The organism is Chitinophaga jiangningensis (assembly GCF_900142605.1).
GTDB lineage: Bacteria > Bacteroidota > Bacteroidia > Chitinophagales > Chitinophagaceae > Chitinophaga > Chitinophaga jiangningensis.
Map to the genome: position 1 here is coordinate 593,070 of NZ_FRBL01000004.1, position 23,011 is coordinate 616,080.

The following is a 23,011-nucleotide window of genomic DNA, read 5'->3' on the forward strand; positions in this document are numbered from 1 at the left end:
TGCATGCAGGTTATTTTTAATTACATATTTTTGATGAATTAACTCGCATGCTAATGGGAACCCCGATTATTAATATGCAATCAACAAAACTCATTATTACTAACAAGAGCGCCCTGATTTCCAAGTACGGCGACGCTCACCTGACTGTACTGCAAGCCCTCGATAAAATAGTCCTGTCCGATAAAACAAAGCGACTCGACTCCATTATCCTATTCGTAGACGATGCGGAACAAATGAGCAGCTTTGGCGCCACCGCTGTGCTCACCCCCACAGATGATCAGCAGAACAAAGACGCGATTGATGCCCTGTACAGGCACTTTACACCCGGTTATATCATGCTCCTGGGCGCCCAGGACGTAATCCCCTTTCAACGCCTTACCAACCTCGTTTCAGGTGGCAACGACCCGGATTCCATGATCCCGAGCGACCTGCCCTACGCCTGTGACGCACCATACGACAAAGACCCCGGCCGCTTCATCGCACCTACCCGCGTGGTGGGCCGCTTACCTGATCTGCCGGGAGGGAAAGATCCACAGTATATCCTGCAGCTGATCCAACATGTGCTGGACTATACGCCGGATGCGCGACAGACATACGAAAACTATTTTTCGCTGAGCACCTTCGACTGGCAGGACTCCACCCAACGATCACTCATTAATATTTTCGGTAACAACGCCGCCCTGCGCATCATCCCCAGTGAAGCCATTAACACCGACGGATTGTGGACAGCTGAGCAATTGCTGCCTAAAACACATTTCATCAACTGCCACGGTGCTATTAACAATCCCCGCTACTACGGCCAGAAGAAATCAGAATTTCCGCTGGCTATGAAATCGGATAAAATCAATGGCCTGATCAACAAAGGAACAGTCGTAGCCGCAGAATGCTGCTACGGCGCCCAACTGTTTGATCCCGCTAAAAATGTATTCCGGCAAATCAGCATGGCCAGCAGCTACCTGAAAAACAATGCCATCGCATTTCTCGGCAGCACCAATATCGCCTACGGCCCCTCGACCGGACAAGGCCTGGCCGACCTGCTCACACAATTCTTTGTCATCAACGTACTAAATGGCGCCAGCACCGGCAGAGCCCTCCTCGAAGCACGCCAGAAGTTCCTCAACGAAATGGGCCCCACCCTGGACCCCTTCGAACTTAAAACAGCCGCCCAGTTCAATCTGCTCGGCGACCCGTCTATCCAACCGGTGATCAATGAAAAAGACTCGTCAGTAGACGATTCCCAGTCCTTCATTAACTCCGTGCAAAACAGACGGGAAAACCTGGAAGCCAGAGGAAAAATGCTCGACTACTTCATCGCCAGCCCGGAACCGACTGTCGAAGACGACGAGCCGGACAACAACCTGAAAGAAACCCTGGACAACCTGCTGCAACAGCGCAAATTCAGTACCCAGCACGGAAAAAAACTCTTCATCAACCGCCATAATAAGCGACATGAAAAGAATAATGAAAGTAATAGTGCATCTGTGAAATTTCATGTATTTTCGGAATCTACTTCCGAAACTGCTACCGAAGCGCCAATGGTCAAAGTATTGGTGGTAAAAGAGAAAAACAATCAAATTCTAGGTTATCGTGAATATGTCAGCAGATAACAATAAAGACAAACAGCCAGGTACCGTTACCATGCGTGGACGCCTTGCCCTGCGCATATTTGGCATGCACAGCAAAAGCGAGCACCTGGCAGTATACCTCGCAACCGATGATGGGGACTACCTCATCAGGCCGGCTGCCGGTAACCCTTTCATGGAAAACCCACTCATGCCCATGGCCGGTAAAATGATTACCGCCACCGGCACTATCGTGGATTACGTTTTCCTCGTCACTTCCTGGAAAGAAGTAAACGATGCTGTTTAGCTAACACTTATTTTACTAATTTGTGTGAAAGCAATGTGCTTTGTTACCTATGAATCTAGCTATATTTATTACCACCCTGATACAGGACGGTAAAGTATCTGTGGACACTGATATATCCCCGTTTTCTGCCGACGTTTTACAGGAAACTGTCACTATACTCCAATCGTTTTATCACAACGATGTGCCGGATATGCCTGGTACAGCCCCCGCATTTCACGCGGATGCCGCTATCTGGGGAGCTACCTACATTTACCGCACCGCGCAACTCTTCACAATCAGCTCCCCCGAAGATGAAGATATTACCCGGCTGCTGGTACCCTTTAGCGGTGCTATAAATGCTGCAACCATTTACAGCGCTGATCTGTCCCTGCGTTATCTGCCGGACCTGGCAGGACTGAATAAAAGTCATGCAACGAATAGTAAGCTGTTGGAGCAGTTACAGGAAACTGCTGCGCAGTGGCCGTTCTCATCTACCGGCATGAAAATACTTGCCGCCCAGGTACCTGATTCCCTTTTGCAACACCCTTCGCTGCTGGCTGCTTATGCAGACCGTATCATTGTTACCAGGGATCATGGCCGGCTCCGGCATCCAAAGGTTCTCCAGGCCGTAGTGAAAGCGCTCGACAACTACCAGGAAATACTCTGGCCAGGATTTACTAAACCATAAAAATTGATTCCCGCAGGGGATTTGCAGAAAGTTTAACGCTTCAACAACGCACCGGTACCAGGCCTGTCCGCATAAATAATGCGCCCATTCTCCATTCGTATACCCGTTGCCGTATCTTCCGCCAGCAACAGCGGGCCATCCATGTCCACATAATCCAGCAGTGGCAGCAGATGGGCTACTGCAGAGGCGCCCACTGTATCTTCATTCATACTGCCGGTCATCACTTTCATGCCTAAACTACGGGCTTCTTTAATCATATTCAATGCCGGTGTAATGCCTCCGCATTTTACCAGCTTGATATTAATACCGTGAAACAGGCCATGACAGCGGATTACATCTGTAGCTTCTATACAGCTTTCATCTGCTATTAAAGGCAACACACTTTGCTCATACACCTTTTTCATCCCTTCCGTATCAGCAGCAGCCATAGGTTGCTCAATGAATTCTACGCCCAAACCTTTGAGGGCAGCGGCATTCCGGATCGTTTCCTCTACCCCCCACGCGCAATTGGCATCTACCCTAAAAATAGCATTGGTATGCCTGCGCAATTCAGTAATGATGGCAATATCTTCTTTTGTACCCAATTTAATTTTGTAGATAGGCCATGGGAAGTCCCTCAGCTTACGTACCATGTTCTCAATTGTATCAATGCCGATGGTATAATCCGTCATCGGATTATTCGAAGGATCCAGACCCCACAGCTGATACAGCGGCAGTCCCCGCTGTTTGCCGTATAAGTCCCACGCGGCAATATCCAGCGCACACAGGGCAAACATATTGCCGGCAAAAAGCGGGTAGCAGTCGGTCCAAAACTGCTCCGGTGTAGTAAACTGATATTGTTCTATGAAAGAGCGGTGTTCGTTGATCGCAGTAATTAACGCGGGCACCGTCATGTTATAGTAGGAGTTGTCCACCGTTTCACCAATACCGCTGACACCATTATGAATCAGCTCAGCCACCAGGATGGGTTGTACGTCTTTGGATTTTCTGGAAATAGTGAATGTATGTCTGAATTTCAGCTCATATGGATATAGATGCAGTTCCATTGGCTTCTTTGGTTTTTACAGGTAAATCTTCCAGGTTGATGCCGATACGATATCGCCAGTAGTGCGTGGCCACCGCAGGATTATTAATGCGCTCCTTTTCCGGTGCCACGGCGGGCTGCAGGCTATCCATTGCCAGCAATTCCTGTAATTGAAATATACGCCACATTGCCGGAGATTGCAAGTGTTGTTGTATTATTTGTAGTAAGATGTCAGGGCTGCAGGTAGCCGGTGCCGTGCCTTTGCGGTGCAGTACCTGTTGCCAGTAAAGCTGCGTAACGGTATGATCCTCCTCCCACCATTCGCGTAAGGCAGGCATGTCGTGGGTGGAGGGTGTAAGCACCGCCAGGTAAGGCAAAGCATGCAGACTTTGAAACAGGCTGTCAGCATGCTTAGGCATGCGTTGAATTTCCAGGCTCAGGATACCCAGCTGCCGCATAACTCCGGGCACGCAGGCAGGCACCATCCCTAGGTCTTCTCCACATATCAGCATATCCGTAGCTTTACTGATATACGGCAACTTACGTAATGCTTCTTTGCGCCAGATATTTTCCTGTCGCACGTAGAAATAATGGTGATATAGTTGACGCAGTTTCGTTTGTACTTCCGGCTCCAGGGCAGCAAAAGACGCGGTGGACATCAGGTCGAACCGGGGATGAAAAACGGTGGTCCCATTTCTGGATTCGCGGATAAACAGCACATCTGTGAGCAGTTGATCCAATGCGGCTTTCATACCTGCCGGCAGCAGCTGCTGCTGAATTTTCCGCTGGGTGTCAAAACCCGGCTGCATAGCATATCTGCCAGATGATAATTTAACCAGGTAGGTATCTTTTATCATATCCGCATATACGCCAAAACGTTCATCCAGCAACTGATCAGTGATATACGGCTCGCAAAAGCGCGATTCAGTGAAATTGATATTTAAAAATAAGAGTTCTTCCCTGCTAACGGGAACGGCTGGATGAAAATATCCCAGTATGCCTTGCACCGACTCATAAGGAATCTGCCAGATGCGGAAGAATCCAAGGATATGATCTATACGGAAAGCGTCGAAGTAGGCGGACATATGTTGCAGTCGCTGCCGCCACCATTCATAGCCATCGGCGGCCATGCGGTTCCAGTTGTAGGTAGGAAAGCCCCAGTTTTGACCGGCGGTAGTGAAGCTGTCTGGCGGTGCACCTGCCTGCATATCCATATGAAACAGTTCCGGATGCATCCAGGTTTCCACGCTGTGGCGGGCCACGCCAATCGGTATGTCACCTTTCAGTGCGAGGCCTGCATGCCTGCATGCCGTTACTGCTGCTTTTAGTTGCAGGTGCAGGTGATATTGTATAAAGAAGTAAAACCTGACTGCTTCAGCGGCATTCGCCTCCTGAACGATTAACTGGTTGATATCGCGCTGCCGGAAACGCTCGTAGCCTGACCATCGCGAAAAATCTGCTGTTTTAAACCGATCCCGCAGATAGCTGAAGGCAGCATACGGTAGCAGCCAATGTTCATTGGCGGCAAACCACTGCCAGTACTGGCGACTTTCCAGCTTTCCGTCCTGCTGTTCATATAAGGCACGGAGATAGGCCAGTTTGAACTGCATTACTGCTTCGTAATCGAGTGTATCCTGTTCGTTTAGTCGCTGCCGTAATTCCGGTAATTGCTGAGCAAGCGCATGTGTGGCAGGCAGGCTACCCACCGCTTCCAGCCGGATATAAAGCGGATGTAGTGCAAAGGAGGAAATGGCCGCATACGGATAAGAATCCGTCCAAGTACCGGTAATGGTGGTATCATTCACGGGCAGCAACTGAATGAGCTGCATATTGTTTTGTGCGGCCCATGCAGCCAGCAGCGGGATATCAGCAAACTCCCCTGTTCCCATTCCTGTGGCGGATCGCAAGCTAAACACCGGAACAGCAACACCTGTACCTTTCCAAAAATCATATTCTTTTCTAACGTAGCCGTCGTGCAATGTTACCTGCGTACCGGGAGGTGCTTCGAAATGAAGTATGCGGTTTCCACCGGTTTCAAAGTGAAGCAGCTGTTGGTGTTCCAGATCAAAAACGCCGTACTTGTAATATACTGGCAAATTGGTGTCGGGGAGGTTTACGCCTGCAGTAAAACAACCATCTGTAGTGTATTGCAGGAGTAACGGTTGTTCGATATTCCAGTTGCCCAGTTGTGGGCAGCTGCCGAGCAGGCAGATGGTATGGTGCGGGGGCAGCAGCGGCGCCTTTACTTTAAACAGGTGCGTAGCGGTTAAAATGCCGGGAATGTTTACTGCGCGGTGCGGAAAAAACACGCGTGTAAACGGTGCGGTGGACCAGTTGTTTTCGTAGTCGCCGGCGTTATTCCAGGTATCCACAAACAGTTGTTCCAGGGGGGCGCCGGCGCGGAGGGTCACTTTTCGAAGGGAGCCTTCTGTGATGGTTTCTTCCAGTTCACGTACGATGTAGGAGTATTGAAATTCCGGGAGTTCATCCTGTGGTATCATCACTTCGGCATACCACCAGCCATCTTTATGCCATTGCATGGGTACAGCGCTGGAAAGTAGGTTATTTCCCAGAACGGGAATATTGCCGAGCAGGAATAAATTCTGCCCGAAACGGGTTTGATAGTGAAGATAGAACCTTAGTCTGTAATACATTGTGACCCTGCTAAACCGGTACAAATTAGGAAAATGTTTTACGATTTGCCGGAAAAAATAAAGGGTGTCTCAAAACTGAGACACCCTTTGGTTCATTATGTTTGCTTTGTACTTACTTTACTTCTTCAAACTCAGCGTCGGTTACACCGTCACCAGCGTTGCCCTGGGACTGTTGCTGACCGCCGTTATCCTGAGGAGCGGCACCAGGCTGACCTTCGGTCGCTTTATACATTTCTTCGGAAGCAGCAGTCCATGCAGCAGTGAGTTCAGCTTCAGCTGCATCCAGAGATGCGCTGTCCTGAGATTTGTGTGCTTCTTTCAGTTTGTTGAGAGCAGTTTCGATGGCAGCTTTTTTATCAGCTGACAGCTTATCACCATATTCTTTCAGTTGTTTTTCTGTCTGGAAGATGAGGCTGTCCGCTTTGTTAAGTTTCTCGATTTTTTCACGAGCTTCCTTATCGCTGGCTTCATTAGCTTTCGCTTCTGCTTTCATTTTTTCGATTTCCTCTTTATTCAGACCGCTACCAGCTTCGATTTTGATGTTCTGGGTTTTACCAGTTCCTTTATCTTTAGCGGTTACGTGCAGGATACCGTTGGCGTCGATATCGAAGGTAACTTCGATTTGAGGAACGCCGCGTGGAGCAGGAGGAATATCACCGAGGATGAAGCGGCCCAGTGTTCTGTTCTGGTTAGCCATTGGTCTTTCACCCTGCAGTACATGAATTTCTACGCTTGGCTGACTGTCAGCAGCAGTAGAGAATGTTTCAGATTTTTTAGTAGGGATGGTAGTGTTAGACTCGATCAGTTTGGTCATTACACCGCCCATTGTTTCGATACCGAGAGAAAGCGGCGTAACGTCCAGCAGGAGTACGTCTTTCACTTCACCGGTGAGTACACCACCCTGGATAGCAGCACCTACGGCTACTACTTCGTCTGGGTTTACACCACGGTTAGGTTTTTTACCGAAGAATTTCTCTACCACTTCCTGGATTTTAGGAATACGGGTAGAACCACCTACGAGGATTACTTCATCGATTTCAGAAGCTGACATACCGGCGTCCTGTAATGCTTTGCGGCAAGGCTCCAGGGTTCTTTCCACCAGGCTGTCGCTCAGTTGTTCAAATTTCGCGCGGGTCAGTTTTTTCACCAGGTGCTTAGGCACGCCGTCCACAGCGGTGATATAAGGCAGGTTAATTTCTGTTTCAGCAGAAGAAGACAGTTCGATTTTAGCTTTTTCGGCTGCTTCTTTCAGGCGCTGCCAGCTCATTGGATCTTTGTGCAGGTCCACCGCTTCATCTTTCTTGAATTCGTCGGCCAGCCAGTCCATGATTACTTTATCGAAGTCATCACCACCCAGGTGGGTATCACCGTTGGTAGATTTCACTTCGAATACGCCGTCGCCCAGTTCGAGTACGGAAATATCGAAGGTACCACCACCAAGGTCAAACACAGCGATTTTGCTGTCGGCGTGTTTTTTATCCATACCGTAAGCCAGTGCAGCTGCGGTAGGTTCGTTGATGATACGACGAACGGTCAGACCGGCGATTTCACCTGCTTCTTTGGTTGCCTGACGTTGTGCATCGTTAAAGTATGCAGGCACAGTGATTACGGCTTCAGTTACTTCCTGACCCAGGTAATCTTCTGCGGTTTTCTTCATTTTTTGCAGAATCATCGCAGAAATTTCCTGCGGTGTATATAATCTGCCATCAATATCTATACGGGTGGTATTATTATCTCCCCTTACTACTTTATAGCTAACATGTGTCAGTTCGTTGGATACCTCGTCAAAATGACGGCCCATGAAACGTTTAACTGACATAATAGTGTTCACGGGGTTGGTAATAGCCTGGCGTTTTGCAGGGTCACCCACTTTCCTTTCTCCATTTTTCAAAAATGCCACAACAGATGGGGTCGTTCTTCTTCCCTCATCATTGGCAATAACTACCGGTTCGTTACCTTCCATAACGGCAACGCATGAGTTGGTAGTTCCTAAGTCAATGCCTATTATTTTTCCCATAGTATTAAGATTCTCCTTTAGTTGTAAGTTAAATGCGTGTTGTCGGAATTTTGTCAATGATTATGCCAAGCGGAATCAATCTGTAAATATGTCAGTCGGTTTTTTTTATAAGATATTTATGAGATAAATGATATTTTATATTAGAAATCATTATTTTTACTCAATCGGCCTGGTGGCCTTCAACAAATGTCTTTAAAAGACAATTACACCGGCCTTATTGTTCATAACCTCTGCCCGCCTGGTAAAGATTCTATTATCCCCAACCAGAATCCATTTTTATTATTTCAACCAATTCATCAGCATTTAACGTGATGTCCATGAAAAAAACCATGCTATTACATGTGGCCATTGGCACATTGGCACTCATGCCAGCCGTAAGCAAGGCCCAGGAATTGAAGCCGCCACAAGAGGCCTATGTTACCGTTGAAGGTGACCCGGAACAAATGACCGCCCCTATGTTTAAAGGAGGTAAGCACTACAACAGGTGGTTTGCGGGATTTAATGTAGGCGCACTGGCCCCTGTAGCTGCTACCGGCGGTAGCAACGACTTCACCAAATGGAAACCCAATATTGGCTACGGCGCCTATGTTCAATACCAGATACTGCATTTCTTTGGCCTCCGGGCTGATTACCTGGGTGGTTTCCTGAAAGCTAATAATGAAAAGAACCTGGGGAATGGCGTGAATCCAATGGACGCCGGCAGACCCTACCTGGAGTATAAAACCACGCTGAAATACTCCGGAACCCTCAGTGCAGTGTTTAATATCACGACGGTTAACTGGATTACCAAACAGAATATTGCAGTGCTCTATGCCACTGTGGGTGGAGGTTTAGCAGGCTACAGCCCTAAGCTCACCGACAAACGGGGATCTGAGTACAGGTATAAACCCGATGGCGATATCAAAGAACTTGTTATCCCTGTAGGGGCTGGTATTAAGTTCAAAGTGGCGGAAGGAATTAATGTCGACCTCGCCTATACGATGTATTATACAGATGGGGATAACCTCGACGGATACGTGTATGGTCCTAATAAGGATAAGTTCTCTTATGCACGCGTAGGGCTGGAGTTTGCACTGGGTAAATCCGGCAAGCCTGACCTGCAGTTTCATAACCCTGCCAAACAAGGCTATGATGAACTGCTGCTGGAGAAAAAGAACCTGGCAAAAACCCTTGCTGCTGCCACCACTGCTAATGCCAAGCTGGCTGATGACGTGAATAAACTGACAGCAGATGCCGATGGTGATGGCGTTTCTGACTACTTCGATAAATGCCCTAACACCCCTGCTAAAACCAAGGTAGACGGTTCCGGCTGCCCGCTGCCTGAACCTCCGAAAATTGAGGAAAAAGTAATTATTACGGAAGAAGATCAAACCATCGTTAAAGAGGCGATCCGTAACCTTGAGTTTGATTTTGCCAAAGCAACCATCAAGGAAAAATCTTATCCTGCACTGGATCGCGTGGCTGAACTCCTGAAACGGAAAAACCTCAACCTCAAACTTTCCGGTCACACGGATAACGTAGGTAGCCTCAAACGCAATATGGAACTTTCCAGAGAAAGAGCTGAGGCGGTTAAAAACTACCTCGTATCCAAAGGCGTGCTGCCTAATAAAATTGAAGCCCTGGGCTATGGTCCGTCCCAGCCTATTGCGTCCAATAAAACAGCTGAAGGCCGTCAGCGCAACAGACGCGTTGAGTTCTATATTTACTAAAAAGCCATTGCTTTAATATAAAAAAGGCTCCACTTCATAATGGAGCCTTTTTTATTACCCCAACTATTACAGTATAAAAAAATTAAATATTTCGTACACCCGGCACAGTTATTGCATTTTCCCTGCCTCAAATAAACATATCATGAAAAAACTTATTCTGTCCGGCATCATTGCCCTTGGCTCGTTCCTGACAGCACAGGCACAAAATGTTAACTTCGGTGTAAAAGGTGGTCTCAACCTGGCGAAAATGACGCAGTATGATAATAATAAAGTACGCGCTTCGTTCAACGCTGGTGTGTACGCTAACTTTGCCATTACCAAAGAATGGGCATTCCAGCCTGAACTCCTGTACTCTGGTCAGGGTACTAAACTGGAATCCGGCACTATACTCGGTATTCCATTAAAAGACGTTACCATCGCTACTGACTACCTGAACATCCCATTGATGGTACAGTACTCCATTGCACCAAGCTTCTTCGTGGAAGCAGGTCCGCAGGTAGGTTTCCTGCTGGCTGCCAAAACTAAAGTAGGTGATAATACCAACAAGGATTATAAAGACATAATGACTACCGCCGACTTCGGCTTAGGGCTCGGATTTGGATATAAACTGGATAACGGCCTCGGATTCTCAGGCAGATATAACTTCGGTTTGACCAATATCTACAATGATGATGTGAACATTGATTCTAAAAACTCTGTAGCACAAATCGGGTTGTTTTATTCTTTTTAAGTCGCTGTAGTGACTGTTCAGCGCTGCGCGCTGGACTACCCCGGGGGAGATAAGGGCCAAAGGCCCTTATCTCCCCCGGTTTTTTATTGACGCCCAAGGCGATACTAAAAAACCGGTACTAAACACGCTTATTGGACTTAGCCAGAAACGATTATCTTTGCTGCTCGCATTAACCATTTTCAGCATGAGTGTTGTACAATCCATCAGAATGGCCGCAGTGGCCGCCATTAAATCACTTTACGACCAACAGGTAGCAGCAACTGACATCTCTGTTAATATTACCAAACCTGAGTTCGAAGGTGAATACACCATTGTTACGTTCCCTTTCACCAAATTCAGCCGACAAAAACCAGAAGAAGCCGGTCAAAACATCGGTGAATACCTGGTAGCCAATAATCCGGAACTCTTTTCTGCATTTAACGTAGTAAAAGGATTCCTGAACCTTACCATTAACGCGCAGTACTGGTCAAACTTCCTGAAAAAGGAATTCACCAATAGAAACTTTGGCGTCCAACCTGCCAATGGTAAGAAAATCATGGTAGAGTACTCCTCTCCCAATACCAATAAGCCCCTTCACCTGGGTCACCTCCGTAATAACTTCCTCGGTTTCTCCATCGCAGAAATCCTGAAAGCCAACGGTTACGAAGTCATTAAAGCCAACCTGGTAAACGATCGCGGTATCCATATTTGTAAATCCATGCTGGCATGGCAGGAGTTTGCACACGGTGATACCCCGGCATCCACCGGCATTAAAGGTGACCACCTCGTGGGCGACTACTACGTGAAATTCGAAAGCGTAGTAAAAGAACAGGCCGAGCCTATCATAGATCGCGTACTGGAACACGATTTCCGCGATTTCAATGCCGCTGAAACTGAGAAACTGGAGAAACTGGTAACTGCCCTTCACAAACCTGAAGTAAAGGAGAACGAAGAGAAAGTAGCCAAAATTATGGGCGATATTAAAGAGGCTGCCCGTAATAAAACAGAGATCATGCTGCAGGCAAAAATAATGCTGCAGCAGTGGGAAGCCGGTAACCCGGAAGTACGCGAACTCTGGAACACCATGAACGGATGGGTATACGAAGGATTTGATGTCACCTATAAAAAACTGGGCATCGACTTCGATAAAATGTACTACGAAAGCCAGACCTACCTGCTTGGTAAAGACCTCGTGGAAGACGGCCTCCGTAAAGGTGTACTGTTCAAAAAAGAAGACAACTCCGTATGGATCGACCTCACCGCTGACGGACTGGATGAAAAACTGCTCCTCCGCGGCGATGGTACCTCCGTATATATGACCCAGGACCTGGGTACCGCCCGTCTGAAATACGACGACTACCACATGGATCAAAGCATCTACGTAGTAGCCGACGAGCAAAACTACCACTTCAAGGTACTGCAACTCATCCTCGAAAAACTCGGAGAACCAGCAGCACCCGGCATCTTTCACCTCAGCTATGGCATGGTGGAATTACCACATGGCCGCATGAAAAGCAGGGAAGGTACCGTAGTAGACGCAGATGACATGATCGACGAAATGGTGAAAACCGCTGCAGTTAAAACGCAGGAAGCCGGCAAAAAACTGGCTGACTTCTCCGAAAATGAGCTGGATGAACTCTACGAAACCATCGGCCTCGGCGCGATGAAATTCTTCCTGCTGCGCGTGGATCCTAAGAAACGAATGATCTTTAACCCGGAAGAATCCATTGATCTGCACGGATTTACCGGACCGTATATCCAATACGCGCATGCACGTATTAAATCTATTATTAGAGCCGTTGGTGAGGTAGCTAACCTGCAAGATTATACTTATCAGGGCACTTTACTCCCACTGGAAAAAGAATTACTCTTTATAAATGAGCAATTCCCTACCATTCTGGCTGACGCACATAAAGAGATGAGTCCCTCAGTAATTGCAAACTATGCATTCCTGCTGGCACAAACATTTAATGCCTTTTATGCTGAAAAAGTGGATAACGTATCAGTTTATCCCATCCGCGATGAAGCGGACGCAGATAAGAAAAAACTCCGTCTGCAAATCATTCAGCTCACCGCCAATACCATTGCCAAAAGCATGCAACTGCTCGGTATCCGCGTACCTGAGCGTATGTAATAAAATTAAAACGCTGCGAACCAACTGGTTCGCAGCGTTAACAGCTTGCAGCCACCGTGGCCAAACTGTCGAAGAAAATACCACAGTCCTCAGCGCAATGCAGGGAGCTTGCCTTTCCCGGAACACCGCTTCTACTACTTCCTCCTGTGGCGGAATATCTTTAGTCTAATAACGTATATACCAACACGTTAGTTCTGTATCTCTCCTAATTCCTGTGCCTGATCACAAATTTTTTCTCCCAACACCATCTCACCCATATCCATATACGCTTTTCCCATCATAAACATGGCGAAGCCATTGGCGGGCTGGACACGTAATAATAACTGCCAGATGCCGGCGGCGGCTTTGTGATAGCCTTTTCGCTGGGCTGCCTGGGCCAGACAATATAATATTTTTGGTTCCGCTGTATCCCTGGCAATTTGTGACAGTAACACACTGTCACTGACATTTTTTTTCTGACTGTCATCTGCCACAACGACACTTTCCGTAATGCCACGCTCATAATAGTATATGCTTTCCCGGTAGTGCTCCTGTCGCGCATACACCCCTGCAAGGCTAAATATAACATTAGTGGTGGCCAGGCTGTCAGCAGCTGCCAGCGACAATAGCTCCAACGCATTATCATACTGCTTCAACCGGTAATAGCTGAGTCCTGCCTGTCCCGTGGCAGCGGTACTGCCATGATTCCTGGCTACCAGGCTGTGGTACAGTGACAAAGTAAAATCTCCTTCTGCAAAGTAAATATCTGCCAGCTCACTCCAGGCAGCACCATAGGTGCTGTCGGCCATTATCGCCGCATTAAACCTTGCGGTAGCTTCCACTACGGCGCCGGCTCTACGCAGAGTCAGTCCTTCCTTAAATAATTGTGCGGCTTTGTCGCGGCCAGGGTTACTAACGCCTGCAACTACAGATGACACGGTTAAACATAGGCCGATTGCCTGCACCAGCAATCGTCTGGTATAGGATTTCATGGTATGGCATTTATACCAGCAAATATATATAAACTAATTTTAATTTATATATTATCCTACAATCTTTTTAACCGAGCATTTCTCCGGAGAAAGCAAAGGGCAGGAGGTCATTTGCTCTTTCCACTACAATCACGCGACCACTAAGGCCACCCATGATCAGGCGGATAGGCTCTTTCTGGCGCATTTCTACTTCTGCCAGCGACTGGCGGCAGATGCCGCAGGGTGAAATGGGCTGAGAGCTGTCGCCATTGAGGTTGTGGTAACTGATAGCAATCGTATCGATGGCCACTTCAGGATATACGGAAGCTGCTGCTGCCAGTGCTACCCTTTCGGCGCAGAGGCCAACAGGAAAAGAGGCGTTTTCCTGGTTGGAGCCAGCGATGATCTCGCCGTTAGCAAGCCTGGCAACGGCTCCAACCTGAAAATGTGAATATGGTGCGTACGCATGGTGCGTAACATCGCGTGCTTCTGTCAGTAACCAGGCATCTGCATCGTTAAGTTCAGTGATATCTTCGTATACGGTGTATTCGAATTGTTGCAGCTGTTTTGCCATGGTAGTTGATTTAGGGTTATTTAATAGTTCTGAACAGCCTGCTCCAGCGGATACCACCTTCGCCATAGCTCATCCAGATCATCCACGCCTTTCCTACTACGTGATCTTCAGGAACGAAGCCCCAGTAGCGGGAATCCAGTGAATTATTGCGGTTGTCACCCATCATCCAGTAATAGTTCATTTTGAATGTATAACTTTCTGTTGGCTGACCATTGATGATAAATTTACCATCTTTTCTTTCCAGCGTATTGTTTTCAAACACACGGATAATGCGGTCGTAGAGCGCGATATTGCTGTCGTTCAACGTTACTGTAGCTCCTTTCTTAGGAATATACAGCGGGCCGAAGTTCTCTTCTGTCCAGTGGAAGTGAGCCGTATCATGCGGGAAAATATCATTGTAATCGTAAATAGCGCTGATATTGGCCTCTTCGAAAACTGTGATGCTTTTGATAATATCGAATTTTTTCAGACTGGTAACCTGCGCTGGTGTGAGGTTGTACACATAAGTGCTGGCGTCCAGGGTAGCGTCAGGACCACTGATGCCCATTTCTTCGAGGCGGGAAGGGTTCAGCGGTTCCCCGTTTGTGACAACGGTGTAACGGTGCTGACTGGCTACCGGTACCGGTGCTGCCTTACCATTTAAATAAACTGCGCCATGCACGATAGTGAGCGTATCACCCGCTTCGGCCATACAACGCTTGATGTAGTTCTCCCGTTTATCCACCGGACGGTGAATCACCTTGTAGTTATTGTTAACCTCCGTCCATCCCATCTGCCTAACCATACGGTAGTAACTTGGGTCCGCAGCATCAAGCGCTACAGTATCTCCCTCAGGAAAGTTAAATACCACAACATCGTATCTTTTCACCTCGCCAATGCCTGGCAAACGGCGATATTTCCATTTAACAGCTTCAGAATATGCAGGTGTATTTTTGGTGAGTGGCATGGTATGATGCACAAAAGGCACTGCCAGCGGCGTCATCGGAATACGGGGACCATAACTGATCTTACTTACAAAAAGAAAGTCATTTACCAGCAACGTCTTCTCCATAGAGGGAGTAGGAATGGTATAAGCTTCGAAGATGAAAGTGCGTATCAGGGTTGCGGCGATAATAGCAAAAATTGCTGCATCCAGCCATTCACGTACTGCAGACTTCTTCTTCTTAGGCTGCTTATCCTTATTGTTTTTCCAAAATGCCAGGTTCATTCAGTTAGGCTTAAGTTAAATGCTTAAAAAGGCAAATATAATATTCTGTCCTCTCCTTCCAGCTTTTATATAGGAAAAGTTTTCTTAAAAATACCTTAATCTTTATACATTTGCCCGGATACTATACCTGACGCCAATTGAACAGTTTTTCTATCAGGGATATTGAAAACTTCACTGGTATAAAGGCGCACACATTAAGGATCTGGGAACAACGATACCAGCTTTGTCAGCCGCGTAGAAAAGACACAAACCATCGGATTTATGATGGGGAAGACCTCAAAGCCTTCCTGAAAATTGCCTACTTATACCACCACGGAGTTAAAATCTCCCGTATTGCCGCCCTGTCAGAGCAGGAAAGGAATACGCTCAGCCTTGCAATATCGGATCAATCATCCGACCTGTGTCTGCAGATCAACGATCTGCTGAGCGCTACCCTGCACTATAATGCCGAGGAATTTGAAACGGTTATATCCAGTGTAATCCGCTCCCATGGCATAGAAGCCGCTATCGATAAAGTGATCTATCCTTTCCTGGAAAGAGTAGGTATCCTTTGGCTAACAGATCAGATGCTGCCGGCACAGGAACACTTTTGCAGTGCCATTATCCGCACCAAACTGATGGTAGCGATTGATAGCCTGCCCATGAACTATGCGGCAGCCGACCATTTCCTCCTGTTTCAGCCTGAGGGGGAATTGCATGAAATTCCCTTGCTGTATGTGTATTTCATGCTTAAAAAATATGGGAAGAAGGTAACGTATTTTGGCCCCAATGTACCCCTTCGGGACCTGGATCCATTCCTGAACAAAAGCGGGGTTACAGCACTGTATTCTCATATGGTAACCAGTTCTAATCCCCAATTACTGCACCGGTACATCCAGGATCTTAATCAGCAATATCCGTCGGTGCGCATATATCTCTCCGGACCAAAATCCTTACTGGAGCATAACTTCAGCGACTTACGCGTAACAATACTCACTGAAATGAATGAGTTATCACAATTATTAGCTTAGGACTTCAGCGAGAATCTGACTCACCTCCACCGCGCGGTTGTACACCATAAAGTGACCGGCATTGCGGATGATATGGGTAGGTTGCAGGTACTTAATCGGAAAGGGATGGTCTTTATCCCCATGAATATGCACCAGGTTTTGCGGGCGAAACTCGTTTTCCCAGTTGAGGATCACGTCAAAAGCCCAGCGGGAATAGGCATAGTCTTTACGCGCCAGGTAATCTCTCAGCAATTGTTTTTCTTCCGGACTACTCACATCCATATAATATTCCACAATGCGGGTGCGGTTTTGGAAGATGATAAAGTCGGGTAGCTTAGTGAGCTGTAATCGCCTGATCCAGTTGAAGTACGCAGGTTTTTCGCTGGTTTGCTTGATGCTGGATAAAAGAATGGTTTGATGTATGGGGCGCAGTTTGGCAATTTCGATACTCATGATACCGCCGAATGAAAGCCCCGCAAGGCTTACCTGGCCATCAGCAGTGATACCGGCAGCCATACGGGCGGCATAACTGCTGATGGGCTCATGAGGTTGTGGCGTTATCCAGGGCAGAAAATGCACCTCGTAACCGTCCGGGAACCGCAGCTGTTGAAATACTCTTTCATCCGCTCCCAGTCCGCTTATCAGGTACAAATGCTTGCTGGACATTGCTGGAATATTTTATTAGGAATTTACTTTTTTCTTCTCCCGGTTTGGCACTACAAAATCGTCTACATCCTCCGCAGAGATGGTTTTACCGGAAAGGATTACAAGCCTTTCCACCACGTTTCTGAGTTCGCGGATATTACCGGACCAGTTGTGATTTTGCAAAGCTTTCATGGCGTCCTTATCGATGCCTTTGCGGGCAATACCATAGTCGCTGCAAACAGTATCCAGGAAGCTTTCTACGAGCAAAGGCACGTCGTCGCGGCGATCGTTGAGGGAAGGCACATGAATGAGAATTACGCTGAGGCGGTGGTATAAGTCGAGACGGAAGTTTTTATCTTCCACTTCTTTCAGCAAATCTTTATTGGTTGCTGCCACCACGCGAACGTCTACACTGATTTCCTTATCGCCACCTACGCGGGTAATTTTTCCTTCCTGTAAAGCACGCAGCACTTTGGCCTGTGCGCTGAGGCTCATGTCGCCGATTTCATCGAGAAACAGGGTACCACCGGAAGCTTGTTCAAACTTACCGATGCGTTGTTTCACGGCGGAGGTGAAGGAACCTTTTTCGTGACCGAACAGTTCACTTTCAATCAGTTCACTGGGGATGGCGGCGCAGTTTACTTCTACCATAGGGCCGGCAGCGCGACTACTAAGCTCATGCAGCCAGCGGGCTACCAGCTCCTTACCCACTCCGTTTTCACCGGTAATGAGTACGCGGGCATCTGTAGGCGCCACTTTTTCCAGCGTTTCTTTTATTTTGAGGATAGGTGCCGATGCCCCTATCATTTCAGGCACTTTATTTACTTTACGGCGCAGCGTTTTGGTTTCAGTTACCAGTGTGGTTCTGTCCATGGCGTTGCGCAGGGTGATCAGCAACCGGTTCAGATCCGGTGGTTTGGAGATATAGTCATACGCTCCTTTCTTCACTGCATCTACGGCTGTATCAATGTTTCCGTGGCCGGAAACCATGATGATGGGGATGTCCGGATTTACTTCCCTGGCTTTTTCCAGGAATTCCAGTCCATCCATTTTTGGCATTTTTATATCGCACAATACCGCATCGTATTGCTTTCCCTGAAACATTTTAAAACCTTCCTGACCATCTGCGGCTTCATCTACCTTATACCCTTCGTAGCTTAATATTTCCGTCAGGGTTTTACGGATGCTCTTTTCATCGTCAATAATTAAAATGTTAGCCATAGTAAAGTTTAGTGTTAATCAACAGACGCCAAAAATAAGATTCTTACCTAAGAATCCGGTATAAGAAGATGCTAAAATTGTGGCTAAACTACCTGTCGTAGTAAAACGCAGCCAAATATCATAAATAGTCTACTACCTTTGTAGATTTATATGTAATTTTATCTGTAAATAACAGGCCTTTCCTGTAATTCCGAACCTCATAGTATATGAACGACTTTCTGGAAGAATTAAAGCGACGGCACGAAATGGCGGCGGCTAATGCCTTTCCGTCGACCGGGGCCGTCAACGACCTTGCCAATAATCTACTGAACTGGTTATTTCCTGAACATACCGGCCATGTGATGGCCGATCCTGTATTGCTGGAGCAGTATGGGCATCACCTGGAGCAGCAGCTGGAAACCCTGCTGTTGTCGATGGAGCATCAGTTGCCTGCGCCTGCAAGGCAGCTCAGCGCGCAGTTTATGAAGCAGATACCGGGAATGTATGAGGATTTAAGAAAAGATGCAGATGCTATTTTGCACGGAGATCCCGCAGCCACCTGTTTGTACGAGGTGATCAGGGCTTATCCCGGATTTTATGCAGTAGCCTTTTACAGGATTGCACATATTCTGCATAAGCTGAAAGTACCTTTATTACCAAGGATGATCACGGAGCAGGCACATAGCAGGACTGGCATCGATATTCATCCCGGTGCGGTGATTGCGCCCTGGTTTTGCATAGATCATGGTACCGGTGTGGTAATTGGAGAAACGACGGTGATTGGGCCGCATGTAAAGATTTACCAGGGCGTAACGCTGGGAGCGTTGAGTGTGGACAAGGAGATGGCGCATAACAAGCGTCATCCTACCATTGAAGAGCATACGATTATTTACGCGGGGGCTACCATATTGGGTGGTGATACCATCGTGGGGCATCACAGTATTATTGGCGGTAATGTGTGGCTGATCAAAAGTGTAGAGCCATTTTCGCGGATTTATTATAAAGCAGAACATCGATTAACTGAATTGTAACTGATAACCATGGCAACAATACTGGATTTGGTGGGCAATACCCCACTGGTAGAACTAAAGAAGATTTCGGCCAAGCCGGCTGTAACGATTTACGGAAAGCTGGAAGGCAATAATCCTGGTGGCAGTGTGAAGGACAGGGCGGCATATGGGATGATCAAGGGGGCGCTGGACAGAGGAGAATTGAAGCCGGGGATGAAGTTGATCGAGGCCACCAGTGGTAACACCGGTATTGCGTTAGCCATGATTGCCAATTTGTTTGGTATAGAGATAGAAATTGTAATGCCGGCAGATGCTACTGCCGAGCGCGTGCAAACGATGCAGGCGTATGGTGCTAAAGTTATCCTGACACCGAAAGAGTTGTCGATGGAAGGGTCTATCGACTACGCCACGGCGCAGCTGGAAAAAGGCGGGTATTTTAATCTGAATCAGTTTGGTAACCCGGATAACTATATGATGCACTATAAAACTACCGGTCCGGAGATCTGGAAGGATACACAGAGCAGGGTAACGCACTTTGTGAGTGCCATGGGCACTACCGGTACAGTAATGGGCGTTTCAAAGTTTTTGAAAGAGCAGAATCCGGAAATTCAGATTGTGGGTTGTCAGCCTACCGAAGGATCGAAGATTCCGGGGATTCGGAAATGGCCGGAGGCTTATTTGCCAAAGATCTTTGACCGTTCGCGGATCGACCGGATAATGGACATCAGTGAGGCCGAGGCCAGAACGATGACGAAGCGGCTGGCACGGGAGGAAGCTGTGTTTTGTGGCATGAGCAGTGGTGGTGCGGTAGCAGCGGCGGCGCGGTTATCGGCGGAGTTGAAGAAAGGGGTGATTGTATGTATTATTTGTGATCGGGGGGATCGTTATCTGAGTAGTGATTTATTTGCTTAACCGGTCTTTTTTGCTCGCAGAGCAGCAAAGCAAATTAAGCAGCAAAGACTTGTGTTTTGTTGTTTATAAGAAGGTTTTGCAGCTTACCCGGGAAAGATGGCCATTCCATGCGCAGGGCGGAATACACTCCAACCCTCATCAGAGCAGTAGTTCTCCCGCGCGTAGCGTGGAACAACAGCAGCAAAACCGAAGGTTTTGCGTCTAAAAAAAAGACAAACGAATCAACATAAAAAAGGCTGGGCTAAAGGAAATCCTTTAGCCCAGCCTTAATAGTATAATAAGCAGTTGTAAACTTATTTTTTCATGTACATTACTTCTTTCACCAGTTTAACGGTACGCTCGATATCAGGCAGGTACAGTTTCACGAGGTTTGGTGCGTAGTGCATTGGAGCATCCACAGCGGTGATGCGGCGGATAGGAGCATCCAGGTAGTCGAAACCTTCTTTCTGGATACGGTAGGTAATTTCGGAAGAAACGGAAGCGAAAGGCCATTGTTCTTCCACGATTACCAGGCGGTTGGTTTTCTTCACTGATTCCAGGATGGTGAACCAATCCAGCGGACGGATGGTGCGCAGATCGATTACTTCAGCTTCGATACCTTCTTTAGCCAGTTCTTCAGCGGCGCCCAGTGCTACTTTCATCATTTTGTTGAAAGACACGATGGTAACGTCTTTACCGGCGCGTTTGATGTCGGCTTTACCGATAGGGATGATGTATTCTTCTTCAGGTACTTCACCCAGATCGCCGTACATCTGCTCAGACTCCATGAAAACAACCGGATCGTCATCGCGGATAGCTGCTTTCAGTAAGCCTTTTGCGTCGTATGGGTTAGATACGGAGATTACTTTCAGGCCCGGGATGTTGGCATAGTAGCTTTCGAATGCAGTGGAGTGTTGAGCACCCAGCTGACCTGCAGAACCGTTAGGTCCGCGGAAAACGATAGGGCAACCTACCTGGCCGCCACTCATTGCCAGCATTTTTGAAGCGGTATTGAGGATCTGGTCCAGTGCCAGAACAGCGAAGTTCCAGGTCATGAATTCCACTACCGGACGGAGACCATTTTGTGCAGCACCAACACCGATGGCAGCGAAGCCGAGCTCAGCGATAGGTGTGTCGATAACGCGTTTTGGTCCAAACTCATCCAGCATTCCCTGGGTCACTTTATAAGCACCATTATATTCGGCTACTTCCTCCCCCATTATGAAAACCCGTTCATCACGGCGAAATTCCTCCTGCAGGGCTTCTCTTAAGGCTTGTCTGAAAGCTATCTGACGCATGCTAATCTTAATAAAGTTTGAAAGTTTAATTGCCTAAGTCTTCATTTAGGCAGGGCAAATTTATCGTTTGTTGTCGAAAAAGCAAAGGAAAAAAAAGCCGGGATCATAAAGTAAATATTTTATATATTTATAAATTGATATTTAAATACATTTCACATACTGATGAGATGATCACTGTAACTTTGCTCAGTCTTTCCTATATCGCTGCTATTTCCTTCCGCATCAAGGACATTAAAGCGCCTGTAGCCCGCCTGTTGACCTGGAACTTTCACCTTATTTTCCTGGTACTTTCCGTAATCAGTATCATACTGAGCATAAACGGGTATGGCTTCAAGGGCACGCAAACGGAGCGGATGTTCCTGACTTTGTATGCCGGCAGCGGATTTATATTATATGGGTTATCAAAGCCGGAGATCAATGCGCGGTATTACTACCTGGCCTCGTTGTTTGCCTTTCCGGTGGTGCTGGTGGTAGGCTTGCTGCTCCCGTTTTTGCGGACAATTACTATCCTGGCCTCCCTCACCCTATTTGCCGATAGTGATTTTGAGCGGTTTAAGATTGATGACGACTTTGCCATGCAAACGAAAAGTACGGGTATCCTTACCCGTTATCCTACTTATAGTATGGTAGAAGATAAATACTGGTTTTTTGAGAAGATAACGCCGGATATAATAAATCCCGGGGCGGCTCCCGGGACTGTTAAACTCAGTAAACTGGGCAATGACAGTGTACATATACAGTTAACAGCCGGTGGTACAAAGGGTGGTACAATCAGGGTGGATACAATTGTGCCGCTGAGGCAGGGGTATATTAATTAAAAATGTTCTTTAGCATATTCATTTTCTGTATCCGTTAGTGCATAATCTTTTATTGGTAGAAAGTAGGCTTTTATGCATTTGGGATTTCTGATACAGATTTGAATATGTGTTTCTTCTCGAAAGGCTGAATCTTTATATAAGACCGGCCCCTCCTCAAATGCCTGACGTACGGAATCAAATGCAGGGAAACCGCATGATTCATTCCACAAATGGAATAATTCTAATACCGTACAGTCTAATTCCCTTTTTAAAAAAATATTGTTTTTGTCAATTAGGGAATTTTGTGGTAAATCCTGTTTGATCGTTAATAAAAGCTTGTGAAAGCTCTGCAGTAATTGGCAACAATTCTTGTCAAGCAGATCCAGGCAATTTCCAAGGTCTATTACAGCACCAATTACTCCAGGTCTCGCCATACTTGTATTTTTCTTACATTTTTTGGCCGCAAACGTCCAGGCACGCTTTAAATTATGCTCCCAAAAATATATCCCGTGGCCTAACCAATCATAACCATTGTGGCTTTTCTTTAAAGTTTGGTTTAAAAGCACCGTTTGTCTTGCCAGGCTTGCATTGCAGCCGTGAAACCCTAAGATCAGCCCTGATCTTTTGTTGTACATACTATTAAAATAAAGGTTAGCAAAAATGTTTT

20 protein-coding genes are annotated in these 23,011 nt (G+C 47.1%); 10 read left to right on the forward strand and 10 right to left on the reverse strand.

Annotated features, from left to right (window positions below):
* Nucleotides 1-74: 74 nt before the first annotated feature.
* The 3 genes from BUB18_RS12685 to BUB18_RS12695 are packed head-to-tail and all read left to right on the forward strand — an operon-like array spanning nt 75 to nt 2,536.
* The gene (locus BUB18_RS12685) at nt 75-1,607 is read left to right on the forward strand and encodes a C25 family cysteine peptidase (protein WP_178372133.1); all 1,533 of its coding nucleotides are present in this window, start codon (nt 75-77) and stop codon (nt 1,605-1,607) included.
* Nucleotides 1,588-1,869: a hypothetical protein gene (locus BUB18_RS12690; protein WP_143159930.1), complete on the forward strand. Its 282-nt coding sequence runs from the start codon at nt 1,588-1,590 to the stop codon at nt 1,867-1,869. The genes BUB18_RS12685 and BUB18_RS12690 overlap by 20 nt, the downstream gene beginning before the upstream one ends.
* A 49-nt stretch (nt 1,870-1,918) precedes the next feature.
* Nucleotides 1,919-2,536, forward strand: a complete 618-nt coding sequence (locus tag BUB18_RS12695; RefSeq protein WP_073081234.1) for a hypothetical protein — start codon at nt 1,919-1,921, stop codon at nt 2,534-2,536.
* A 32-nt stretch (nt 2,537-2,568) separates the two neighbouring features.
* Here the strand turns inward: BUB18_RS12695 and BUB18_RS12700 are convergent, their stop codons facing one another.
* From BUB18_RS12700 to dnaK, 3 genes are all read right to left on the reverse strand, one after another.
* Entirely contained in the window at nt 2,569-3,582 is a 1,014-nt protein-coding gene (locus BUB18_RS12700) for a dipeptide epimerase (RefSeq protein WP_073081236.1), read from the reverse strand.
* Nucleotides 3,557-6,214 carry a 4-alpha-glucanotransferase gene (locus BUB18_RS12705; protein ID WP_073081237.1) on the reverse strand — a complete coding sequence of 886 codons (2,658 nt, stop codon included), beginning with the start codon at nt 6,212-6,214 and terminating at the stop codon, nt 3,557-3,559. Before BUB18_RS12705 ends, BUB18_RS12700 begins: the two co-directional genes overlap by 26 nt.
* Before the next feature lie 112 nt (nt 6,215-6,326).
* Nucleotides 6,327-8,231, reverse strand: a complete 1,905-nt coding sequence (gene dnaK / locus BUB18_RS12710) for a molecular chaperone DnaK (protein ID WP_073081239.1) — start codon at nt 8,229-8,231, stop codon at nt 6,327-6,329.
* A 317-nt stretch (nt 8,232-8,548) separates the two neighbouring features.
* Here dnaK and BUB18_RS12715 point away from each other — a divergent pair, with 317 nt between their 5' ends.
* From BUB18_RS12715 to argS, 3 genes are all read left to right on the forward strand, one after another.
* The gene (locus tag BUB18_RS12715; RefSeq protein ID WP_178372134.1) at nt 8,549-9,940 is read left to right on the forward strand and encodes an OmpA family protein; all 1,392 of its coding nucleotides are present in this window, start codon (nt 8,549-8,551) and stop codon (nt 9,938-9,940) included.
* Nucleotides 9,941-10,082: 142 nt separating this feature from the next.
* Nucleotides 10,083-10,670 (forward strand): porin family protein, encoded by a 588-nt coding sequence (locus BUB18_RS12720; RefSeq protein ID WP_073081243.1) that lies wholly within the window; start codon nt 10,083-10,085, stop codon nt 10,668-10,670.
* Nucleotides 10,671-10,854: 184 nt separating this feature from the next.
* The gene (argS, locus tag BUB18_RS12725; RefSeq protein ID WP_073081408.1) at nt 10,855-12,783 is read left to right on the forward strand and encodes an arginine--tRNA ligase; all 1,929 of its coding nucleotides are present in this window, start codon (nt 10,855-10,857) and stop codon (nt 12,781-12,783) included.
* 188 nt (nt 12,784-12,971) lie between these two features.
* Here the strand turns inward: argS and BUB18_RS12730 are convergent, their stop codons facing one another.
* From BUB18_RS12730 to lepB, 3 genes are all read right to left on the reverse strand, one after another.
* Nucleotides 12,972-13,754, reverse strand: coding sequence for a tetratricopeptide repeat protein (locus tag BUB18_RS12730; RefSeq protein ID WP_073081245.1), 783 nt, complete (start codon nt 13,752-13,754; stop codon nt 12,972-12,974).
* 67 nt (nt 13,755-13,821) lie between these two features.
* Nucleotides 13,822-14,307 carry a cytidine deaminase gene (locus tag BUB18_RS12735; protein WP_073081246.1) on the reverse strand — a complete coding sequence of 162 codons (486 nt, stop codon included), beginning with the start codon at nt 14,305-14,307 and terminating at the stop codon, nt 13,822-13,824.
* A gap of 16 nt (nt 14,308-14,323) precedes the next feature.
* Entirely contained in the window at nt 14,324-15,514 is a 1,191-nt protein-coding gene (lepB, locus tag BUB18_RS12740) for a signal peptidase I (protein WP_073081247.1), read from the reverse strand.
* Nucleotides 15,515-15,651: 137 nt separating this feature from the next.
* Between lepB and BUB18_RS12745 the strand changes: the two genes are divergently transcribed.
* Nucleotides 15,652-16,524, forward strand: coding sequence for a MerR family transcriptional regulator (locus BUB18_RS12745; RefSeq protein ID WP_073081248.1), 873 nt, complete (start codon nt 15,652-15,654; stop codon nt 16,522-16,524).
* Here BUB18_RS12745 and BUB18_RS12750 read toward each other — a convergent pair.
* Both BUB18_RS12750 and BUB18_RS12755 read right to left on the reverse strand, forming a co-directional pair.
* On the reverse strand, nt 16,516-17,169 hold the full coding sequence (locus BUB18_RS12750) for an alpha/beta fold hydrolase (protein WP_073081249.1): 654 nt from the start codon (nt 17,167-17,169) through the stop codon (nt 16,516-16,518). The two genes, BUB18_RS12745 and BUB18_RS12750, sit on opposite strands and share 9 nt — an antisense overlap.
* Nucleotides 17,170-17,184: 15 nt before the next feature.
* Entirely contained in the window at nt 17,185-18,369 is a 1,185-nt protein-coding gene (locus tag BUB18_RS12755) for a sigma-54-dependent transcriptional regulator (RefSeq protein WP_073081250.1), read from the reverse strand.
* A gap of 206 nt (nt 18,370-18,575) precedes the next feature.
* Here BUB18_RS12755 and BUB18_RS12760 point away from each other — a divergent pair, with 206 nt between their 5' ends.
* Complete coding sequence (locus tag BUB18_RS12760; RefSeq protein WP_073081251.1) at nt 18,576-19,379, forward strand: serine O-acetyltransferase; 804 nt, start codon at nt 18,576-18,578, stop codon at nt 19,377-19,379.
* Between the two features lie 9 nt (nt 19,380-19,388).
* On the forward strand, nt 19,389-20,270 hold the full coding sequence (cysM, locus tag BUB18_RS12765) for a cysteine synthase CysM (RefSeq protein WP_073081252.1): 882 nt from the start codon (nt 19,389-19,391) through the stop codon (nt 20,268-20,270).
* Between the two features lie 293 nt (nt 20,271-20,563).
* Here cysM and BUB18_RS12770 read toward each other — a convergent pair whose 3' ends face one another.
* Entirely contained in the window at nt 20,564-21,547 is a 984-nt protein-coding gene (locus BUB18_RS12770) for a pyruvate dehydrogenase complex E1 component subunit beta (protein ID WP_073081253.1), read from the reverse strand.
* 167 nt (nt 21,548-21,714) lie between these two features.
* Between BUB18_RS12770 and BUB18_RS12775 the strand changes: the two genes are divergently transcribed.
* A complete protein-coding gene (locus tag BUB18_RS12775; protein WP_073081254.1) occupies nt 21,715-22,365 on the forward strand; it encodes a hypothetical protein in 651 nt (216 codons plus the stop codon).
* On the opposite strand, the gene BUB18_RS12780 is transcribed toward BUB18_RS12775, so the two are convergent.
* Nucleotides 22,362-22,979, reverse strand: a complete 618-nt coding sequence (locus BUB18_RS12780; RefSeq protein ID WP_073081255.1) for a hypothetical protein — start codon at nt 22,977-22,979, stop codon at nt 22,362-22,364. The two genes, BUB18_RS12775 and BUB18_RS12780, sit on opposite strands and share 4 nt — an antisense overlap.
* Nucleotides 22,980-23,011 lie beyond the last annotated feature (32 nt).